A 19,519-nucleotide genomic window follows, 5' to 3' on the forward strand; every position below is an offset into this window, starting at 1 on the left:
GAGACCCAGCAAACAGCAGGCCCCGCTCCAAAAAGGAGCGAGGCCCGCTTTGCCCGCTTGTGCCCGCGAGCTTAGTTGGGGTCGACCACGAAAAGGGTCAGGCCCGCATCTCCCTGGGTCACGGTCACCACATCGACCGGCCCGACCCCGGACTGCGCCAGGGCTGCCCCGAGGGCCTCGTTGGCGGCAACGGCATTGCGCAGCTCCTCGGCTGCAGGGATCGGCAGACCGGCGGAGCCGCAGCCTTCCAGCAGCACAAGGGAGGCATCGCCCGAACCGGCGGCAAGAACATCGGCAGGCTCGGCCGCATCGCCTGCGGCGACCGCTTCGGCAGCCCCGGAACACCCGACGGTGCGAAGCGGAAGGGCAAAGGCTTCGACTTCAGCCGGCAGCACCTGAGCGGAGGCTGTTGCGGCCAACGGAGCGCCGCCCGGCAGCGCACCGGCCCGGTCTTGGGCGCCCGTCGCACCATCACTGCTGCCGTCGGAGCCAGCCGTGTCCACATCGCCGGAGGCTCCGCCGCCCGACGCGCCATTATTAGCGCCACCGGCAGCATCATCGGGCGCCGCACTGCCGTTATCCGTGTCCGGACCACCTGCATCGCCGCTGGCATCATCGCCATTGCCATCGGTTCCATCACCGGCACCATCGCTGCCTGCCTCGTCCGCAGGAGCCGGCCCGCCAGCCCCCGTGACGCCTCCTGCGGCGCCATCACCGCTGTCGGCAAGCTGGGCCTGCGTATCAACCAGGAGCCGCACTTGCCCGGCGCGGCCAGCGCGAACCGCGATCACGGCTTCGGGCGCAATCCCGGCATCGGCCAGCGCCTGCGTGAGGGCAAGATTGGCCTCAACCTCGGCGAGGGTCTCATCGTCATCACTGCCGCCGAGCGTTGCCAGCACATCGGCCTGTGCCGCCTCACCCAGCAAGGCATCGAGATCGAGGGTGGTGATCTCGCCGCCGCCGGCTCCGCTCGCATCGCCCTCCGTGCCCAAAATACGCAGCACGGCATCCACACGCTGCTGCTCATCGGGAAGCAGCGACAAGTCCAGCGCCGCCAATTCCTCTTCAGTGAGGGCGGCGACGTCGAGATCGGCAAGGTCTCCGCTCGCGGCGCCCTCCCCGCCAGCCTGGCCGTCACGGGGCAGGATGGCGACGTCGGCGGCGAGCTCACCCGAGCCGGCGCCCAACTCGGCATCGACCACATCGATGCCAGCCGCGTCCACTTCCGCCACCAGGGCCCCGGGGGCCCCGCGCACCAACACCTCGGTCAAGCCATCGGCCCCGACCTCGATCGCGAGCACATCTTCCAGCGCCACGCCTTCGCGTTCCAGCACCGAGCTCAGCACCGCGCTGTCTTCAAGAACCGCGAGCAAATCCGCCCGACCCTCGGGATTGTCGCCTATGGCGATCTCGATCTCCGCCAGCGCCGCCTCGGACAGCACCTCGTCCACCCGGACCAGCGCGATGCGGCGATCATCGATGCTGGCATCAAGGTCGATCTCGGCCAATCCTGGATCGGCGATCAGCTCGATCAGCGCCTCGGTCCGCGCCGTTGGGCTGCCCAGCGCCAGCAGCCTGGTGCCACCGTTTACCGTTTGCGTGGGATCGATTGTCGCTGTTTGCTGGGCTCCGATCTGCACATCGGCATCTACTGCCGCGCCGGAGCGGGAACCCGAGCCGAGATTGACATCGGCGCTGACCGGAGCGCCCTGGATCACGTTGACATCGGTGTCGAGCACATTGGCGCGGGGGCTGCTGTCGCCGCCCAGCACAGTGCCGGACACCACTTCGCTGTCGCCGGCCTCGACGCCGACATCCACGGCCGCGTCCCCGCCTATCTCGGCATCGACGCCCAGACCATCATCACCACCAACATCGACGTCGGCATCGACCGCCGTATCGCCACCAAGGCCCACATCGGCATTGATGCCGTTATCGCCGCCAAGCCCCACGCCGGCATCCAGCCCGCCATCGCCGCCGCCCACCCCGACATTGAGGCCATCATCGCCCCCCACCGAGATGTCGACACCGCCACTGCCAATATCTGCATCAAGCAGCTGGGCAGAAGCGGGGGATGCTGCCAAGGCGGCCGTCAAGGCAAGAACAGAAATGCTGGATCGAAGGAACATAGACATCTCCTAAGCCGAAATGATTAGTTCCGATCAACGGAGGGCCGAGGCGGCGGTTTCTTGCCTTTGCCCCGACTTTACTTGGCGTCCTTGCCGACCCGAAAAGCAATTGATGTCAATTTTACTGACCGGCGCTCCCCCGCCTGGCCGCAGCCCCTGGGGAGAGGCATGCAAAGGGTAAGCAAACCGTCAACGCGCTGGCTGAAAGGTGACCTCAAGCGCGAGATAAAGGCCCCCCACCCGCCGGTTCAACGGTGTATAGGGGAGCATTCCGCCCTTCATCCGTGCCTTTGCCGAAGGAAAATCCATGAGCGCCATTCGCCGCCGCACCGCCATTTTGCTCCCCACCCTTGGTCTTCTTGGCGCGGTCCTGCTGTCCGCCTGCAGCCCCTTTGGCAACACTGCCGGCTCCGCCGGGACCCTGTCGCCCGGCCTGTCCGCCCGCATGGACCAGCCAGGCGCCAGCCTCGACCGGGCCCAAGCCATCGGCATCATCAATGCCTATCGCGCCACCAACGGCCTACCGGCCCTGGCGCTCGATACTGGCCTGAGCGGCACTGCCCAGGCCCTCGTCAACCAGTATGCATCCACCGGCACGCCGCCCAAGACGCCCAATGGTGTCAAGGCGCTCAAGCTCAGCGCGGGTTACGCCACCTTCGCCGAAACCTTCTCGGGCTGGCGCAACAATCCAGCCGATGCTGCTGGCCTTCGCGTCCCTGCGAGCAAGGCCGGCGTCGCCGTGGCCTTCAATCCGACCTCCAATTACGGCATCTACTGGGTGCTTATTCTTGCCGACTGAGCCGACACTGATCGACGCGCGGGGGCTCAAATGTCCCCTGCCGGTGCTGCAAACCGAAAAACGGCTGGCCCAACTGCCAGCCGGCGCCCGGCTCGTCGTGCTGGCCACCGACCCAATGGCGCGCATCGACATCCCGCTATACTGCCGCCAAAACGGCCATGACTGCGCGGTGACGGATGCCGGCGATCACCTGCGCTTCGAGCTAGTGCGCCGCTAAAGATTCGGGCGCGGCCGCGGCATGGGCACCGGCCCGGTGGCAGTTGCCGCCATACCGGGCCGCAGCTCCGCCTCGATCCCTACGACATCGCTGGCGATCGGGAAGGCCGGCGCGTGATCGGGACGCGGACGCGGCAATTCGATTCCCACGCGCACCCGGCCCAGATTGGTCGCCACATAGGACTGCGCCGGGATCGCATCATTGAGATAGCTCGGCTGCCCCTTGAGGCCCATGGGGAAGGCCGCTTCCTGCGCCTTCACATATTCCGGTGCTTGCTGGCCGCAGATGCGCGCGCGCATATCGACGGGCGCGGCGCTTGGATTGTTGGCCAGCGCCAGCAGCGACTGCCCGGCCGGCCGGGCCGCGCCCGACAGGCCGCGCAACACCAATTCGGCCGCCCGCTCATTGCGATCGCGCGCCGATGAGCCGCCCAGCACCACCGCCAGGAGCCGCCGCCCATCGCGCTCGACGGTCACCACCATGTTGAGCCCCGAAGCACAAACATAGCCAGTCTTCATGCCGGTAGTGCCGGCAAACTTGGTCAGCAGGGCATTATTGCTTTCGAGCTTGGCCTTGCCAAGCTGCACAAATTCGGTGCCGAACATCTCGGCATATTGCGGGAAGTTCTGCCGCAGATACAGCGACAGCACCGCCAGATCGCGCGCCGAAGTTTGCTGGGCCGGGTCATGCAGCCCATGCGGATTGACAAAGCGGGTTGCCGATAGCCCCATCCGCGCCGCCGTCTCGTTCATCTTGGCGACAAACTGGGCTTCGGTGCCCCCCACGGTTTCGGCGATCCCCATGGCGATGTCATTGGCCGACTTGACGATCATGATATAAAGCGCGTCCTGCAGGCTCAGCGCGCTATCCACCGGCAGCCCGGACTTGCTGGGCGCCTGGTTGATCGCATTGCGCGACAGCACCACCGGCGTTTGCAGCGTCACGGTGCCCTTCTGGATTTCCTCGAAAGCCACATAAGCGGTCATCAGCTTGGTAAGCGACGCTGGGTGCCAGGGCTGGCCGGCATCTTCCTCATACAGCACCGCAAGATTGTCCATATCCACGAGCAGCATGGGATTGGCCTGGACCACTGCAGCACCCGCCCACAGGCAGTTAAGGACAATGGCAATGATGGCTGAGCGCAAGGATCGAGCTGACGGCACGAGAGCGAGCTCCGGGACTGATAAGGGGCGCGCGTTCTTAACAGCCACCTTGCCCAAGCTCAATGCACGGGCCCTCCCACCCACGGGCTTTTGAACCCCCAACCTCCTGACATCCCTTGACGAGGGGTCGCGGCACAACCGCAATTTCCACCTGGAGAACGCCCATGACCACCATTGTTACCGTCCTTACCCCTGGCTTTGCCGATTGGGAAACGGCCCTGTTGAACGCGGCCAGTGCCGGCCACCTCGGCATCACCACCCGCTACGCCGCCCCCGGTGGGATCCCGCTGGCCTCCGCCGGCGGCCTGCAGGTCACGCCTGACCTGCCTGTCGACAATATCGATCCCGCCGGCATTGATGCCCTTGTCATCTGCGGTGGCGCGGCTTGGTCGCAACCCGGAGCACCCGACCTTACCCGCCTGCTGCAAGCGACGGCGGCAGCCGGCAAGGTGGTCGGCGGCATCTGCGATGGCACCCTGCCCCTTGCCCGCGCCGGCCTGCTCGACACCATCCCCCATACCAGCAACAGCACCGACAACCTCGCCCCCACCGGCTATGCCGGCGCCCGCTTCTACCGGGACCAGCCCCGGGCCGTCCGCGCCGGCGCCATCATCACCGCCCCCGGCACCGCCCCGGTCAGTTTCATGGCCGAGATGCTCGAGGCCCTGGGCTATGGCCGCGACGATCTGCGGTTTTACTATGGTCTGTTTGCCGCCGAGCACCCGCCGGCCCAAACTGCACCCTAGGCACAGAAAGGAACCATCTCTATATTGAGGGTCAACCAACCCCGCAGGTCGCCCATGTCGCTCCAGGACACCGCCAATCGCTCCAACTGCACCGCCATGTCCGATGTGCTCAACCGCATCGGCGACAAATGGAGCGTGATGGTGGTGGGCATTCTCGCCCGCCACGACACCATCCGCTTCAACGAGCTCAAGCGCTCGATCAATGGCGTGTCGCAGCGCATGCTGACCCTCACCCTGCGCAATCTCGAGCGCGATGGCCTGGTCACCCGCACCATCTATCCCGAAGTGCCGCCCCGGGTTGAATATGGCCTGACCGAACTGGGCAAGACGCTGACCAACCCCATCCAGGCGCTGTGGGACTGGTCGGCCGAGCATCATGGCGCCATCATCGATGCCCGCACTGTCTACGATCAGCGTGCCATCGCCGTCGAGGCCGAGCAGCCGCGCAAGATCGCTTACGCCAGGGGGTAGCTGAATGCCCTTGCCCTGGACCCGACCAGTCCTCGCTGGGCAGTTGCAGGACCTGGGCCTCGAGCGCGGCGATGCCGTGCTGGTGCACGCGGCGCTGCGCCAGGTCGGCCCTATTCTGGGCGGCCCCGACGCGCTGATCGACGCCTTCACTGATGTGCTCGGCCCCGAGGGCACGCTCCTGGGTTATTGCGACTGGCAAGCCGAGGAAGACGCCTTTGCCGATCCCGCGCTCCGCCCCCATGTGCCGCCATTCGATCCAGAGCGCTCGCGCTCGATCCGCGACAACGGCGCCTTTCCCGAATTGCTGCGCACCACCCCCGGGGCCCGGCGCAGCGGCAATCCCGGCGCCTCCTGCGCCGCCCTGGGTGGGCAGGCCGACTGGTTCACCGCCGATCATGCCCTCGATTATGGCTATGGCACGCAATCCCCGCTCGGCAAACTGGTCGAGGCGGGCGGCAAAACGCTGATGCTCGGCGCCCCGCTGGACACCATGACCCTGCTGCACCATGCCGAGCACCTCGCCCGCTTCCCCGACAAGCCGGTTAAGCGCTTCGAGGTCCCGCTGCTTATAAATGGCGCCACTCGCTGGCGCTGGTGCGAGGAGTTCGACACTGCCAACGCCCCGCCTGGGCTCCCCGAAGATTATTTCGCCACCGTGGTGCGCGATTATCTCGCCACTGGCGCCGGGCAAACGGGCCGGGTCGGCAATGCCGATTGCGTCCTCGTTGCCGCGCCCGAGATCCTTGCCTTCGCCGTTCACTGGCTCGAACAGCATTACCGCACGGTGGGAAACTGATCGTGTCCGCGCTAAAAAGCTGCGCACGCACCCAGTTGCGGCGCAAAGCGCCTTGCGCTAGACACAGCCCGTGCCCCTCTGGCGGAATGGTAGACGCAGAGGACTCAAAATCCTCCGCCGCGAGGCGTGCCGGTTCGAGTCCGGCGGGGGGCACCAGTTTCCTTCAGCTTTGGCGTTCCACAGTTGCTCCCGGCAATGCCGGTGACCTCTGGCTGGATTTGCAAGCCCGCTGACAAGCAAGAGCAGGCACCTGCGCCAGTCAGCCCAGTGGCGCAAGGCGGCCGCAAAGCCGGCCCACTGGCAGCAGCAGAACCCTATCGGCCCCAATTTGCTGACCGTGCTGGTCGTATCCTCATTGACCGCGCTTTGCTCTCCATCAGCCGCCAGCGGCAAGGGGGGAAAAGTTCCCCAACTGGGCTCTCAGATTTTTGTGACCAGCAAACCGCACAACATGGCGCCGTTAACCAAACGGCTTACCGCGCTATTAAGACTCTCTGCGCAATTTGCAGGGACATCTTTATACGAGGTTTATCATGAAGCATGCAGCGATCATCTTGGGCGGAGCGCTTCTGCTGACGGGTACGGCCAACGCCGCCGACCTGTCCTGGAACAGTGGCGCAGCCGCGACGCCGTTCTATTCGTCATCCTCCGCCTTCAACTGGTCCGGCTTTTATGCCGGCGTGAACGGCGGCTACGGCTTTGGCGAAACCACGCAGGAAGCATCCGGCGGCGGCCCCGAGATCGACACCAATACCGATGGCTGGTCGCTCGGCGCCCAGGTCGGCTACAACATGGATATGGGCAGCGGCTTCATCGTCGGTGTGGAAGCGGACGGCCAGTGGTCCTCGATCGGCTATGAAGAAGATATCGGCCCAGGCACTACTTTCGAATCCGGCATCGATGCCTATGGCACGCTGCGTGGCCGCGCCGGCATGGCACTGGATCGCGTGATGCCCTATGTCACCGCCGGTGTCGCCGTCGGCAAGGGCTCGATGAGCACCACGGACGCGGCCAATGTCGTGACCTCGCAGTCCACCACCCATCTGGGCTGGACCGTGGGCGCGGGCCTCGAAGCTGCCGCCACCGACAACCTGACCCTCAAGGCCGAATATCTCTATGTGGACCTGGGCACCCAGACCTATTCCGGCCTGCCCGGCGGCTCGGTCGACTCCACGCAGCGCTTCAGCGTGGTGCGCGCCGGCATGAACTACAAGTTCTAGTCCAGCGGCAATGTCCCAACCATGACCATCAGGACCGGAACGGCAGGCTGGGTGTTCGAGCCTTGGCGCGGCACGTTCTATCCTGATGGTCTGGTGCAGAAGCGGGAGCTTGCCTATAGCAGCTCCCGGCTCGGCACCATCGAGATCAATGCGACCTTCCGGGCCAACCAGAAGCCCGCGAGCTTTGCCAAATGGGCCGCCGAAACCCGCGATGGGTTCGTGTTTGCGGTCAAGGGCCCCCAACTCGTCACCCATATCCGCCGCCTCAAGAACTGCCGGCCTGAACTCGCCAACTTCTTGGCCTCGGGTCCCCTGGCACTCGGCCCCAAGCTCGGCCCCTTCGTCTGGCAGCTGCCCCCCAACCTGGCGCTGGACCTCGGCGTGCTGGAAGACTTCCTCGCCCTCCTGCCCCGCACCCCCGATGAGTACCTCGCGCTGGCAGCCACGGCCGATGAGCGCCTCAAAACCCCGCCTTTTCTTGATGCCACCGGTGTCGGCCCAATCCGCCACGCCATCGAAGCGCGTCACCCCAGCTGGGATGACCCTGCCGCCCGTGACCTCCTCGCGCAGCACAACACCGCCCTCGTGATTAGCGACACCGTCCAGCAACCCGCCCGCGTTCTCACCGCCGATTTCGCTTATTGCCGCCTGCAGGGCCCTGCCCGCCCCGATGCTGCCGGCTACACTCCTGACGACATCGCCGATTGGGCCAGCCAAATCCGCGATTGGGACGCCGCGGGGCACGATGTTTTTGCCCTTTTTGTGCATGAGGACAAGCTGCACGCCCCCGCCAATGCCATCGCCCTGCGCCAGGCCCTCGGGATCAGCCTGCCCGGCGATTAGCATCAAATCGCCGTTCCGCTCTGGTTTTTACCGGCTTGTGCGGCTATCCCACCCGCACCCACAAGCGTCACTCCGGAACCCGCCCATGGCCGCCTCGCTTCGCTCTCCGCTCGACAAGATCAGTGCGGCCCTTGCTTTTGCGCTCGGCCTGCTGGCGATCACGCTGGCTTGGGCGTCCGAGCTGATCGGCGGTCTCGTGCCCTGCGATCTCTGCCTTGAGCAGCGCCTGGCCTATTATTTGGGCCTGCCCATTCTCTTCCTGGTGCTGCTGTTCTGGAACCGCATGCCCCTGGCGCTCTGGTACCTCGCCATGGCCGTGGCCACCGCCATTTTCGCCTGGGGCGCCTATATGGGCATCTACCATGCCGGGGTGGAATGGGGTTTCTGGCCCGGCCCGACCGCCTGCACCGGGGTAGGCGCCGGCGTGAGCTTTGATGCGCTGAGCGATCTCAACGCCGCCCATGTCGTGGGCTGCGACGTCGTGCAGTTCCGCTTCCTAGGCCTGTCGCTGGCGGGCATGAATGCCCTCGTCTCCATCGCCATTGTCGGCCTGCTGCTGGTCGCGATCGCCGCGCAGCGCCGCTTCAACCAGCGCCTCGCCTAGGGCTCGAGCTCGATATCCCAGTAGAGATAGTCGAGCCAGCTCTGGTGCAGATGGTTGGGCGGGAACGCCCGGCCATTATTGTGCAGGTCATAGACCGTGGGCGGATAGGGCGCCTGGCGCGGGAACATCTTGATTTCGGACGGCATTCGATTGGCCTTGCGCAGATTGCAGGGCGCGCAGGCCGCCACCACATTTTCCCAGGTGGTCTGCCCGCCCTTGGAGCGCGGGATCACATGGTCGAAGGTCAGATCATCCTTGCAGCCGCAATATTGGCACTGGAAATGATCGCGCAAAAACACGTTGAAGCGGGTAAAGGCGGGATGGCGCGCCGGCTTCACATAATCTTTGAGCGACACCACGCTCGGCAGCCGCATCTCGAAGCTCGGTGAATGCACCACCATGTCGTAATGCGAGACGATATTGACGCGCTCCAGGCACACCGCCTTGATGGCGTCCTGCCAGGACCATAGCGACAGCGGATAGTAACTGAGCGGCCGGAAGTCGGCGTTCAGAACCAGGGCGGGACAGGCCTCAGGCGACACGTGGATCGTCACTTGAGTCTCCCGAAACGGGAATCGAAGGAGTCCATATCCTCCTTATACTAAGCCCTTTGTATCAGTCCTGTGAAGGCTGCTCGTGCAGAACTGCGTTCCCGTTGTTTTGATTGATCTTGCGGATGAATTGATCAACAAACGCCACCCCATCGGGCGCAATCCCATGCGCCACTCCCGGCGAGACATGGTAGTGCACCTCGATCCCGGCTTCCTTAAGCTTCCGCGCGGCTTCGGCGCTGAAGCGCGGCTCCACCACCCCGTCCCGATCCCCATGCACGAGGCACACCGGCGGCGTGCCCAGCTTGCCCTCGCCAAATCCCGGTGGGGGCGCCAAGGCGCCGGCAATGGCGACAATGCCCATCAGCCGCTCGGGAATGGACAGCCCGGCATGCAGCGCCACCATCGCCCCCTGGCTAAAGCCGGCCAGCAGCGTGTTCTCGGGCGCAATCCCCGTCTCCTCCCGTAGCTCGCGCAAATAGCGCACCAGCGTTTCGCGCGCCTCGGTCGCCCCGCTCCAGCTCACCTCTCGCCCCCCGAAGTAGATGGGGAACCACTGGTAACCCGGCGAGCCCGGGCAGGGCTGGGGCGCATTGGGGGCAATAAACATCGCCTCGGGCATGGCATCCTGCCAAAACGGCGCAAGCCCGATCAGATCAGCCCCATCCGAGCCATAGCCGTGCAGCAACACGGCCAGTTGGCGGGGTGCCGCCCCGCTCTTGGGGGGCACACTGGGGCCGGTGAGAATACTCAAAGCGCAATTCCTTCCTTGTCGCGGATCGCCGCGAAATACCGCCAGAACAACAGCGCCGCCGCCGAGCGATGCGGCGCCCAGCCTGCGGCAATGGCTTCCATCTGCTTGATGGTGGGCCGCACCTCAAGCTCGAGCCCCCAATGCACCGCCTTGAGCAGCGCCAGGTCCCCCGCAGGAAACACATCGGGATGGCCCGCGCAGAACATCAGGTAAACCTGCGCCGTCCAGGGGCCGATCCCCTTATGTGCCGTGAGATAATCCACCGCCGCCTCGGCGGGCAATGTTTCGAGATGGGAAAAATCAAGCGCCCCCGCCACCACCGCCTCGGCGATCACCCGCACGGTGCGATATTTGCCGCCCGAAAAGCCGGTGGCCCGTACCTCGGCTTCGCTGAGGGTAAGATAAGCGCGGGGATCATGGGCGCCCGGCAGCTGGGCGAAGCGGCTCCAGATCGCATTGGCGCTGGCGACGGACAATTGCTGGCCGCAGATCACCCGCGCAATGCCGGCAAATCCCGCCTCGGTGATCCGCGGCCGCACAATGCCCGCCCGCGCCCGCACGGGGGCCAGGCGCGGATCGAGCCGCACCAGGGCGTCCAGATGGGCGTCCACCGCCGCTTGCGTATCGAGGCGCGGTGACGTCAGCGCGTCGTTCATGTATTGTGCTGTCGTGTCGAAGTCACCCAACCGTCCCCTGCTGCGTTTTGCCCCTAGCCCTAACGGGCTCTTGCATCTGGGCCACGCCTTTTCCGCCCTTTACACCTGGGCTGCGGCTGCCGCCTTGCGCGGCACCGTCCTTTTACGGATCGAAGACATCGACTTCGAGCGGTGTAAACCCGAATTTACCGACGCCATCTTTCGCGACCTGCATTGGCTGGGGCTGGATTGGCCCACTCCGGTCATGCACCAGTCGCAGCGCCTCGATCATTATGCCGCCGCCGGCGAGCGCCTGCGCGACCTCGACCTGCTTTATCCCTGCTTTTGCTCGCGCGCCGAAATCGCCGCCAAATCTACTGGCACCGACCCCGATGGGGCGCCGCTCTACCCCGGCACCTGCCGGCATCTGAGCGCCGCCGAACAGATCGAGCGGCTCGAGCGCGGCGATCCCGTGCAGTTCCGTTTGCGCAATGATCGCGCCCGCGCCATGACCGGCCCGCTGACCTTTACCCTTGTCGGCCCGCTTATCACCGATCGCCCGCAGATCCGCTATGCCCGCCCCGAACGCTGGGGCGATGTGGTGCTCCAGCGCAAGGGCACCCCCACCAGCTATCACCTGAGCGTCGTTGTCGATGACGCCGCGCAAAACATCACCCATGTGACCCGTGGTCGCGACATGGAAGCCTCGACCGATATCCATGTTCTCCTGCAGTTCCTTCTCGGCCTGCCCTCGCCCATCTACCATTTCCACCGCCTCATCCTTGATGGAGAGGGCAACAAGCTCAGCAAATCGCGGAACTCGCAATCCCTTGCGGCGCTGCGGCAGGCCGGCTGGAGCCCCGACGATGTCAGGCGCGAACTCGGCTTTGCGCCGCGCCAGCTCAATTGAGGCTCAAGCGCGTGAGCCAGCTTGGATGCGGGGAAAGCACCCCGGCTGTTCACCTGCAGCAAGATTTATGGCATGCAGGCCCCGCTTGCCGCTGCCGTTTGCATCCCGTCAGCGGCTCGCCCATTTAGGGATCATCATCCCCGGCAGGAACTCATGGAAAACCTTCTCAATATCGTCACTGCCCTGGTCATGCTGTTTGTGGTCGGGGTGCTCCTGCTGGGCTTTTGGAACATGCTCAAGGGCGGCTCGGGCAATACCAGCCAGCGCCTGATGCGCCTGCGCGTGATTGGCCAGGCGGTCGCATTGCTGCTGCTGCTGGCCGCATTGTTCTTCTTTGGCGGATCGAGGGGCTGAACCATGGTCAAACTGAATTCCATCTATACCCGCACCGGCGATGACGGCAGCACCGGCCTCGTGCGTGGGCCGCGCCGTCCCAAATATGATCTGCGGGTTGAGGCTTATGGCACGGTCGATGAAGCCAACAGCTTTATCGGCCTCGCGCGGCTGCAAACCGGCTCCATGCCCAAGATCGACACCATGCTCGCCCGTATCCAGAACGATCTCTTCGATGTCGGCTCGGATCTCGCCACCCCCGGGCAAGACGCGCCCGATGCCGAGCACCCCTCCCTGCGCATCACTGCCGCCCAGACCACTTGGATCGAAAAGCAGATCGACAGCTACAATGCCGATCTCGCCCCGCTCAAAAGCTTTGTCCTCCCCGGCGGTACGCCCTTGTCCGCGGCCTTTCACGTGGCACGTACGGTGACGCGCCGTGCCGAGCGGCTGGTGGTGGAACTGGCCGCGGCCGAGCCCGACACCAATCCCGAAGCTGTTCGCTACCTCAATCGCCTGTCGGATCTGTTCTTTGTGCTGGCGCGCGTTGCCAACAACCAGGGCGCCAAGGACGTGCTCTGGGTGCCGGGCGGTTACGGGGACGCCCGCAGGGGCAGCTGAATGGGGGCGGATCGGCATGTTCCTGCCCCTGCATGACACCAACCCGATCCGCCACATTGCCTTTCCCTGGGTCACCTATGGCCTGATGGCGTTCACCGCCCTTGTTTTTGCTGCCCAGTCGCTTCTGCCCCCGATCGGCTTTCTTCAGGCCGCGATCCAATGGGGCATGATCCCGGTGGTGGTGCGCGACATCTATCCCCAGCCCCTCCCCTGGCTGCCCGATTGGGCGACGCTCTTTACCTATGCCTTCCTGCATGCCGACTGGCTGCATCTGGGCACCAATATGCTGTTTCTCTGGGTGTTCGGCGACAACATCGAAGATGCCCTGGGGCATTTCCGGTTCGTGTTGTTTTACCTCGGCTGCGCTGCCGGCGCGGCGCTCCTCCACCTGCTGCTCGATCCCAACAGCACCACGCCGCTGATCGGCGCTTCGGGCGCCGTCGCCGGGGTGATGGGCGCTTATTGCCTGCTTTATCCCCATGCCCGGGTTTATGTGCTGGCGCGCATCGTCATTCCCATTCCGCTGCCGGTGCCGGCCTTCTGGATGCTGGGTGTCTGGATTGCCGTCCAGATCTTCAATGTGGTGATGGGCTCGCTGGAGCCCGTGTCATGGTGGGCCCATCTTGGTGGCTTTGCCACAGGCATGGTATTGGCCGCGATCGGCAAGCGCTCGCAAGTGGCGCTGCTGGGCGGGCGCTAGCGCTTTGTTTACCCGCCCCTCTTTATGATCCCGCCTGGAACGGGAGCGCCCTTATGAACACCGACCTTGCCATGCAGATGGTCACCACCCGCGCCGCCGCCACTCAGCAAAGCGTGCAACTGGCCGTGCTCAAGAAATCCCATGAGATGGAAGCCAGCCTCATCAACATGGTCGCCCAAGCCGTCGGGGCCGCGCCACCACCCGGTCAGGGCCTCGTGATCGACAAGCGCGCCTGAAACGTCAGGCGCCAAGCCCGAGCAGCGCTTCCACCACCCCGTGCCCGTCCGGCGTATTCCATTCCGCCGGCCCCTGCAGCACCGCCAGCTCGCACCCGTTCTCGTCCAGCACCAGCGTCACCGGCAGCCCCACCGCCACCGCTTCGCGCTTGAGCCGCTCGAAAGCGGCAAAACTCGGATCCGCAAACAGCGGCAGATTGGTGAACTGCCCTTCGGCCAAAAACGCGCGCGCCTTGCCCAGCCCATCCTCGCCGATATCGAGATTGATCGGCAGCACCGCGAACTCGTCGGAATTATACGCCGTCGCCAACGCATCGAGCGCCGGCATTTCTTCGCGGCACGGCACGCACCAGCTCGCCCAGAAATTGACCAGCAATTTCTTACCATTGAAGCTCGCAATGCTCATCGGCGCACCCGCATCGTCCTGGAAGGCAAGCGTCGAATAGCCCCGCCCTTCCCCCGTGCCATTGAGCGCAGCGAGTTCCCCCACCGCGGCAAAGTCGATCGCCTCGGCCGCCTCGGCTTGCACCGGGCATTCGCGTGCCTGCCCGGCATTGCCCAGCCACGCCCACGCCGTTATAGAAAGCGCCACCACACCAACTCCAAGTCCCAGCAGCAACCGGAACCGATGGCGAGCTTCGGGGCGGGCGGGGCTGGATTGAGTCATGGGATCTCCGGAGAGCAGCAATGAGCAACAAGATGTGGGGCGGCCGGTTTGCATCGGGCCCCGACGCCATCATGGAAGAAATCAACGCCTCGATCGGCTTCGATCAGCGTCTTTTCCCCCAGGATATTGCCGGCTCGATAGCCCATGCCCGCATGCTTGCTGCAACCGGCATTCTGACGCAGGCCGATGCCGACAGCATCACCGCCGGTTTAACCGAGGTGCTGGGCGAGATCGAGAACGGCACCTTCACGTTCTCGCGTTCGCTGGAAGACATCCACATGAATGTGGAATCGCGCTTGCGCGAAAAAATCGGCGATGCCGCCGGGCGCCTCCATACCGCCCGCTCGCGCAATGACCAGGTCGCCACCGATTTCCGCCTTTATGTGCGCGACACCATCGATACGCTCCTCGTCCAGATCCGCGGCCTGCAGCTTGCCCTGGTCACCAAGGCCGAGGACGAAGCCGAAACCATCATGCCCGGCTTCACCCATCTGCAAAACGCCCAGCCGGTGACCTTTGGCCACCATCTCCTGGCCTATGTGGAAATGCTCGGGCGCGATGCCGGCCGGCTCCAAGACGCCCGCAAGCGCCTCAATGAAAACCCACTAGGCTCGGCGGCGCTGGCCGGCACGCCCTACCCAATCGACCGGGACATGACCGCGCAGGCGCTCGGCTTTGATCGCCCTACCGCCAATTCGCTCGATGCCGTGTCCGACCGCGATTTCATCCTCGAAACCCTCGCGGCCGCCGCCATCTGCGCCATGCACCTTTCCCGCTTTGCCGAGGAATTGGTGATCTGGAGCTCGGCCCAGTTCGGCTTCATCAAGCTGTCCGACAAATGGACCACCGGCTCGTCCATCATGCCGCAAAAGCGCAACCCGGACGCTGCCGAACTGGTGCGCGCCAAGGTCGGGCGCATCATTGGCGCCCTGTCGAGCCTTCTCGTTGTCATGAAGGGCCTGCCGCTCGCCTATTCCAAGGACATGCAGGAAGACAAGGAAGTCGCCTTCGACGCCCTCGATGCCCTCTCGCTGTCCCTCGCCGCCATGACCGGCATGGTGGGCGATCTCACCGCCAATCGCGAGCGCATGCACGCGTCGGCCAGCGCCGGCTTTTCCACCGCGACCGACGTCGCCGACTGGCTGGTGCGCCAGGCCAATATCCCCTTCCGCGACGCCCACCACATCACCGGCCAGATTGTTGCGCTGGCCGAAGCCAAGGGCTGCGGGCTCGAGGGCCTCACCATTGAGGATTTCAAATCTGTCGACGAGCGCCTCGATAGCCGCATCCACAAGGTCGTGACCGTTGAGGCCTCGGTTGCCGCCCGCAGCAGCTATGGCGGCACCGCCCCAGGCAATGTGGTAACGGAAGCGGCGCGCTGGAAAACCCTCCTCACCGGCCAGCCCACCGAGCCGCGGGCCATTGCCAAGAAGAAGGCGCATGGCGGCCATGGCGATGGCGGGGTTGAATAGCAGGGGAAACTGAACCAGTCTTTTACCATCTGAGCCGTTTTCCCGGTCTTGCCCCATCCTGATGGGCGAGCCGGGGGAACCGGCAGGTGAAAGGACCTGGAATGCCCCAAAAACTCCGGCAGATGCGCCTGACCGAGCGCCATGTCGGCTATCTGCAGCCCCCCGAAGTCACCGACATCCTGCCGCCCCCGCCCGAGGGCATGTGGGAAGCCACCCCCGAAGACCACCGCGCCACCCTCGAGCGTCTCCTTGCCGAGCGCGAGGACGCCGACGAAATCTGGTTCTTTGCCTATGGCTCGCTGATCTGGCGCCCGGCCTGCGACTTCGTGGAGATGCGCAAGGGCCTCGTGCGCGGCTGGCACCGGTCCTTTTGCCTGGGCTGGAACAATCGCCATCGCGGCAGCCCGGAAAATCCCGGCCTCATGCTGGCGCTCGATCGCGGCGGCTCATGCAATGGCGTGCTGTATCGCCTTCCCCCCGATGCGGTTGAGGCCAATCTCATCAAGCTGCTCGAGCGCGAAATGGCCTGGCTGCCCTCAGCGTTTCCGCCCCGCTGGGTGCGCGCCAAGAGCGGCGAGCGCACCATCACCGCGCTGACCTTCTGCATCGATCGCCATTCCGGCCGCTATGTGAGCGGGCTCTCGGACGAGGCCATTGCCGATGTGCTGGCGCGCGCCGTCGGCACCCGCGGCTCGATGGCCGAATATCTCTTTGCCACCGTCCGGCACCTGGAGGACATGGGCATCCACGACCCCCATCTCTGGCGCCTGCAACACCTCGTCGCCGACCGGATCGAAGCGGTGTACGAAAGCAACGGCTAGGCGCCTTTAGCCCTCGAGCGCCAGCAGCTCCTGCACGCTCTGGCGGCGCCGGATGACACGCAGCGCCCCATCATCGAGCAGCATTTCAGGGGCAAGCGGACGCGTATTGTAGTTCGACGACATGCTCGCGCCATAAGCGCCCGTATCCCGGATGATCGCAAAGTCCCCCACCGATGGCAGGGCCATGTCGCGGAACTCCACATAGCCCCCATCGGACTGGGTGAAGACGTCGCCCGATTCGCAGAGCGGCCCAGCCACCGCCGCGGCGCCCGCTTCCCCGGTGACGAGGCTGCCATCGCGCCTGACAAAAACGATGTCGTGGTGGCTGCCATACATTGCCGGCCGCGCCAGGTCGCTGAACCCCGCATCGATCAAAACGAAATGGTTGTTGGCGACCTTTTTCACGGCCCGCACTTCGGCAACCAGCACCCCGGCATTGGCGACCAGAAACCGCCCCGGCTCCAGTTCCAGCCGCAGCTTGCTGCCGGTGATGGCCTCGGCTTGCTCGCGCGCCTTGTCCCAGGACGCGTAATATTCGGCAATATCGATCTCGGGCTCACCGGCACGATAGGGCACGGACAGCCCACCCCCGGCGGAAATCGCCTGGAGTGGTCGGTTGGCGCGGCGCACCGCATCGACCATGCTGTCGCACACCCGGTGCAGATGCTGGTAGTCGACCCCCGAGCCGATATGCATGTGCAGGCCCACGAGCTTGAGCTCATATTGGTCGACCAGCCGCAGGCAGGCTTCGAGTTCGTCATGCCAGATGCCATGCTTGCTCGACGGCCCGCCGGTATTGGTCTTGCGGCTATGGCCGTGCCCGAAACCCGGATTGAGGCGCAACCAGATGGGGTGCCCCCGACTGGCCTCGCCCACCTGCGCGATCATGTCGGGCGAGCCGCAATTAACCGGAATGCGCAGCTCGATCACCCGCGCCAATGTGGCCGCATCGATGATATCGGCGGTAAAGACGATTTCTTCGGCTTGGGTGCCCGGCTCAAATCCTGCGTGCAGCGCCCGCTCGATCTCGCCTAGCGACACGGCATCCACCATCACACCCTCGCTGCGCAGCAGGCGCAGGATATGGGTATTGCTGTTGGCCTTCTGGGCAAACCGGATGGTGTCGAAGGCCCGCAACTGAGCGACGCGCTGCTGGATGGGCTCGGCCTCATAGAGCCAGACCGGGGTTCCCACCTCCTCTGCCGATCGGATGGCGGCCTCGATCAGCTGGGGCGGCAAAGTGTCAGGTCTGGTCACGGGAGGTCTTCCATCTGGCGGGATGGCGCCTGTCTAAACCACGAATGCAGCGCGCGAAAGGGCCCGCCTGCCTTGCCGCTAGCCCACGATCCCGCGGCGGGCGATGCTCACCACTTCCACCGGCTTGCCCGCCAGCGCGTCATCGACCTTGGCCAACAGATCGGCCAGCGAAAACGGCTTGGTAATCACGTCATAGATCAGCGCGTCGAGCCCATGGGCCCGTTCGCGTTGATCGGCAAAGCCGGTCATCAACACGATAATGACCTGCGGATATTGCGCCGCCACCTGCAGCGCCAGCGCGATCCCGTCCATGATCGGCATCTTGATGTCGGACAAAAGGAGGTCGAACCGCCCCCCTTCTTCTTCCATCGTCTCGATCGCCAACCCCCCATCTTCGGCCGCGACCACGTCATGCCCCTTGATCTCGAGGGCACTAACCACAAAAGCGCGCACCGAAGGATCGTCTTCAGCAACCAGGATTCGGGCCATCAATGCTGCTCCACTTCATGTGCCGGCTCGGCGGCTGCTGCCGGCTCGGGCGCCGCCGCCACCGGGCGCACATCGTCGCTATCGGCCCGGCCGCTGGCAAAGCTCAGCCGGACGCGCTCCGCTTCTGCCGGCGGCACGGTTAACAAGGTTTCCACCAGCGTTTGCTCGCCAGCCTTGAGCATGGGCGCATTTGCCGCCACGCTCCACTCATAAATGCCCGCGCCCGCCCCATTCAGCAGGGTAACCACCAAAGGCGGCACCGGGACCGCGCGATCGCTGGTGCCGGCAATCTGGGCTGAAACCAGCAACACTTCCTTGCCCCCTTGCAGGGTGCGCAGGGTTTTGACCTCACCAAAATCGAGACCAACCACATTCACCGGCAGCCCGGCGGCGCTATAAACCCCGGCGAGCGACGGATAGCGCTTGACGATTTCGACGCGCCCCCAAACGGCAAACACCGCCAGCCCTGCCAGCGTCAGCACGCCCAGCACCCGCACCGCGCGGCGCAGCCTGGCCAGTGGCAATTGCGCGTTGACCGCACTTTGCCGCTGGGTGAAATCGCGCTGCCTTTGCCGGATCACGGCGGGATCCACCGCGCCCACCGGCTCCGACCCCGGCCACTTCCGCCGCTTGGCGCCAGCGGGCATGGGGCTCGCCTCGCGCTCTTCGGCCTCTATGGCCTCATCGAGCCCGTCTTCGGTCAGGGGGTCGATCGCCACCGGTTCGGGCTCGGGGGACGGCGCCTGGAGCGGCACCTGCCGCCAAGCCTGCTGGCACTGGGCGCACTGCACCTTGCGGCCGGTCGAGCCAATGGCCTCGTAGGTCACCTGGTATTTGGTCTGGCAATGGGGACAGGTGATGATCATGCGGCCGTGATTCTACGGGCAGGACGCCCGCCCCCAACCTAGAAGACGGGGGTTAAGAACCCTCAAACCTTCCACAGGCCCGCCTCCCTTCACATTTGCGCCGCTTTCCTGCCGGCAAAACCCTCCTCGTCTGCGCCATCATGGGGTTAGCCCTGTTATGGTGCGCTAACAGCTGATTCGGCGCGCGCGCCAAGCCACAGCATTTTTGAACGGTGGGAG

General features: G+C 65.0%; 24 protein-coding genes and 1 tRNA gene. 16 read left to right on the forward strand and 9 right to left on the reverse strand.

Going from position 1 to position 19,519, the window contains the following annotated elements; translation table 11 throughout:
* Window positions 1-71: 71 nt before the first annotated feature.
* On the reverse strand, window positions 72-2,129 hold the full coding sequence (locus tag ELX51_RS17250) for a hypothetical protein (RefSeq protein WP_127754650.1): 2,058 nt from the start codon (window positions 2,127-2,129) through the stop codon (window positions 72-74).
* Between the two features lie 307 nt (window positions 2,130-2,436).
* Between ELX51_RS17250 and ELX51_RS17255 the strand changes: the two genes are divergently transcribed.
* Both ELX51_RS17255 and ELX51_RS17260 read left to right on the forward strand, forming a co-directional pair.
* A complete protein-coding gene (locus ELX51_RS17255; protein ID WP_127754651.1) occupies window positions 2,437-2,928 on the forward strand; it encodes a CAP domain-containing protein in 492 nt (163 codons plus the stop codon).
* Window positions 2,918-3,145 carry a sulfurtransferase TusA family protein gene (locus ELX51_RS17260; RefSeq protein WP_248305171.1) on the forward strand — a complete coding sequence of 76 codons (228 nt, stop codon included), beginning with the start codon at window positions 2,918-2,920 and terminating at the stop codon, window positions 3,143-3,145. The genes ELX51_RS17255 and ELX51_RS17260 overlap by 11 nt, the downstream gene beginning before the upstream one ends.
* Here ELX51_RS17260 and ELX51_RS17265 read toward each other — a convergent pair.
* Window positions 3,142-4,308, reverse strand: coding sequence for a D-alanyl-D-alanine carboxypeptidase family protein (locus ELX51_RS17265; protein WP_127754653.1), 1,167 nt, complete (start codon window positions 4,306-4,308; stop codon window positions 3,142-3,144). The genes ELX51_RS17260 and ELX51_RS17265 overlap by 4 nt on opposite strands.
* A gap of 164 nt (window positions 4,309-4,472) precedes the next feature.
* On the opposite strand from ELX51_RS17265, the gene ELX51_RS17270 reads away from it, so the two are divergent.
* The 7 genes from ELX51_RS17270 to ELX51_RS17300 all read left to right on the forward strand — a co-directional run bounded on the left by ELX51_RS17270 (window position 4,473) and on the right by ELX51_RS17300 (window position 8,988).
* Window positions 4,473-5,054 carry a DJ-1/PfpI family protein gene (locus ELX51_RS17270; RefSeq protein WP_127754654.1) on the forward strand — a complete coding sequence of 194 codons (582 nt, stop codon included), beginning with the start codon at window positions 4,473-4,475 and terminating at the stop codon, window positions 5,052-5,054.
* A gap of 54 nt (window positions 5,055-5,108) precedes the next feature.
* The gene (locus ELX51_RS17275; RefSeq protein WP_127754655.1) at window positions 5,109-5,525 is read left to right on the forward strand and encodes a helix-turn-helix domain-containing protein; all 417 of its coding nucleotides are present in this window, start codon (window positions 5,109-5,111) and stop codon (window positions 5,523-5,525) included.
* 4 nt (window positions 5,526-5,529) lie between these two features.
* Window positions 5,530-6,321, forward strand: coding sequence for an aminoglycoside 3-N-acetyltransferase (gene aac(3) / locus ELX51_RS17280; RefSeq protein WP_127754656.1), 792 nt, complete (start codon window positions 5,530-5,532; stop codon window positions 6,319-6,321).
* 72 nt (window positions 6,322-6,393) lie between these two features.
* A tRNA-Leu gene (locus tag ELX51_RS17285) sits at window positions 6,394-6,477 on the forward strand.
* Between the two features lie 377 nt (window positions 6,478-6,854).
* Window positions 6,855-7,541, forward strand: a complete 687-nt coding sequence (locus ELX51_RS17290) for an outer membrane protein (RefSeq protein WP_127754657.1) — start codon at window positions 6,855-6,857, stop codon at window positions 7,539-7,541.
* A 21-nt stretch (window positions 7,542-7,562) separates the two neighbouring features.
* Window positions 7,563-8,384 carry a DUF72 domain-containing protein gene (locus ELX51_RS17295; protein WP_127754658.1) on the forward strand — a complete coding sequence of 274 codons (822 nt, stop codon included), beginning with the start codon at window positions 7,563-7,565 and terminating at the stop codon, window positions 8,382-8,384.
* Window positions 8,385-8,469: 85 nt separating this feature from the next.
* Window positions 8,470-8,988, forward strand: a complete 519-nt coding sequence (locus ELX51_RS17300; protein WP_127754659.1) for a disulfide bond formation protein B — start codon at window positions 8,470-8,472, stop codon at window positions 8,986-8,988.
* Here ELX51_RS17300 and ELX51_RS17305 read toward each other — a convergent pair.
* The 3 genes from ELX51_RS17305 to ELX51_RS17315 all read right to left on the reverse strand — a co-directional run bounded on the left by ELX51_RS17305 (window position 8,985) and on the right by ELX51_RS17315 (window position 10,949).
* Window positions 8,985-9,542 carry an HNH endonuclease gene (locus tag ELX51_RS17305; protein WP_127754660.1) on the reverse strand — a complete coding sequence of 186 codons (558 nt, stop codon included), beginning with the start codon at window positions 9,540-9,542 and terminating at the stop codon, window positions 8,985-8,987. The two genes, ELX51_RS17300 and ELX51_RS17305, sit on opposite strands and share 4 nt — an antisense overlap.
* Window positions 9,543-9,603: 61 nt before the next feature.
* Window positions 9,604-10,293, reverse strand: a complete 690-nt coding sequence (locus tag ELX51_RS17310; RefSeq protein WP_164854904.1) for a prolyl oligopeptidase family serine peptidase — start codon at window positions 10,291-10,293, stop codon at window positions 9,604-9,606.
* A complete protein-coding gene (locus ELX51_RS17315; RefSeq protein ID WP_127754662.1) occupies window positions 10,290-10,949 on the reverse strand; it encodes a DNA-3-methyladenine glycosylase in 660 nt (219 codons plus the stop codon). Before ELX51_RS17315 ends, ELX51_RS17310 begins: the two co-directional genes overlap by 4 nt.
* Before the next feature lie 13 nt (window positions 10,950-10,962).
* Here ELX51_RS17315 and gluQRS point away from each other — a divergent pair, with 13 nt between their 5' ends.
* The 5 genes from gluQRS (at window position 10,963) to ELX51_RS17340 (ending at window position 13,728) form a co-directional block, all read left to right on the forward strand.
* Window positions 10,963-11,838 (forward strand): tRNA glutamyl-Q(34) synthetase GluQRS, encoded by an 876-nt coding sequence (gene gluQRS, locus ELX51_RS17320; RefSeq protein ID WP_248305172.1) that lies wholly within the window; start codon window positions 10,963-10,965, stop codon window positions 11,836-11,838.
* A 153-nt stretch (window positions 11,839-11,991) separates the two neighbouring features.
* Window positions 11,992-12,192 carry a twin transmembrane helix small protein gene (locus ELX51_RS17325; RefSeq protein WP_127754664.1) on the forward strand — a complete coding sequence of 67 codons (201 nt, stop codon included), beginning with the start codon at window positions 11,992-11,994 and terminating at the stop codon, window positions 12,190-12,192.
* A gap of 3 nt (window positions 12,193-12,195) precedes the next feature.
* Window positions 12,196-12,792 carry a cob(I)yrinic acid a,c-diamide adenosyltransferase gene (locus tag ELX51_RS17330; protein ID WP_127754665.1) on the forward strand — a complete coding sequence of 199 codons (597 nt, stop codon included), beginning with the start codon at window positions 12,196-12,198 and terminating at the stop codon, window positions 12,790-12,792.
* 16 nt (window positions 12,793-12,808) lie between these two features.
* On the forward strand, window positions 12,809-13,492 hold the full coding sequence (locus tag ELX51_RS17335; RefSeq protein ID WP_127754666.1) for a rhomboid family intramembrane serine protease: 684 nt from the start codon (window positions 12,809-12,811) through the stop codon (window positions 13,490-13,492).
* A gap of 53 nt (window positions 13,493-13,545) precedes the next feature.
* A complete protein-coding gene (locus tag ELX51_RS17340) occupies window positions 13,546-13,728 on the forward strand; it encodes a hypothetical protein (RefSeq protein ID WP_127754667.1) in 183 nt (60 codons plus the stop codon).
* 4 nt (window positions 13,729-13,732) lie between these two features.
* Here the strand turns inward: ELX51_RS17340 and ELX51_RS17345 are convergent, their stop codons facing one another.
* Window positions 13,733-14,395, reverse strand: coding sequence for a TlpA disulfide reductase family protein (locus ELX51_RS17345; protein WP_127754668.1), 663 nt, complete (start codon window positions 14,393-14,395; stop codon window positions 13,733-13,735).
* A gap of 20 nt (window positions 14,396-14,415) precedes the next feature.
* Here ELX51_RS17345 and argH point away from each other — a divergent pair, with 20 nt between their 5' ends.
* Together argH and ELX51_RS17355 are read left to right on the forward strand one after the other, a co-directional pair.
* On the forward strand, window positions 14,416-15,867 hold the full coding sequence (gene argH, locus ELX51_RS17350; protein ID WP_127754669.1) for an argininosuccinate lyase: 1,452 nt from the start codon (window positions 14,416-14,418) through the stop codon (window positions 15,865-15,867).
* A gap of 101 nt (window positions 15,868-15,968) precedes the next feature.
* Window positions 15,969-16,688: a gamma-glutamylcyclotransferase gene (locus ELX51_RS17355; protein WP_127754670.1), complete on the forward strand. Its 720-nt coding sequence runs from the start codon at window positions 15,969-15,971 to the stop codon at window positions 16,686-16,688.
* Between the two features lie 6 nt (window positions 16,689-16,694).
* On the opposite strand, the gene lysA is transcribed toward ELX51_RS17355, so the two are convergent.
* The 3 genes from lysA to ELX51_RS17370 form a co-directional block, all read right to left on the reverse strand.
* Window positions 16,695-17,945: a diaminopimelate decarboxylase gene (gene lysA, locus ELX51_RS17360; protein WP_127754671.1), complete on the reverse strand. Its 1,251-nt coding sequence runs from the start codon at window positions 17,943-17,945 to the stop codon at window positions 16,695-16,697.
* A 78-nt stretch (window positions 17,946-18,023) separates the two neighbouring features.
* Window positions 18,024-18,434 carry a response regulator gene (locus tag ELX51_RS17365; RefSeq protein WP_127754672.1) on the reverse strand — a complete coding sequence of 137 codons (411 nt, stop codon included), beginning with the start codon at window positions 18,432-18,434 and terminating at the stop codon, window positions 18,024-18,026.
* Entirely contained in the window at window positions 18,434-19,300 is an 867-nt protein-coding gene (locus tag ELX51_RS17370) for a zinc-ribbon domain-containing protein (protein WP_127754673.1), read from the reverse strand. Before ELX51_RS17370 ends, ELX51_RS17365 begins: the two co-directional genes overlap by 1 nt.
* Window positions 19,301-19,519: the final 219 nt, after the last annotated feature.

The organism is Devosia sp. 1566 (assembly GCF_004005995.1).
In the GTDB taxonomy this organism is placed as follows: domain Bacteria; phylum Pseudomonadota; class Alphaproteobacteria; order Rhizobiales; family Devosiaceae; genus Devosia.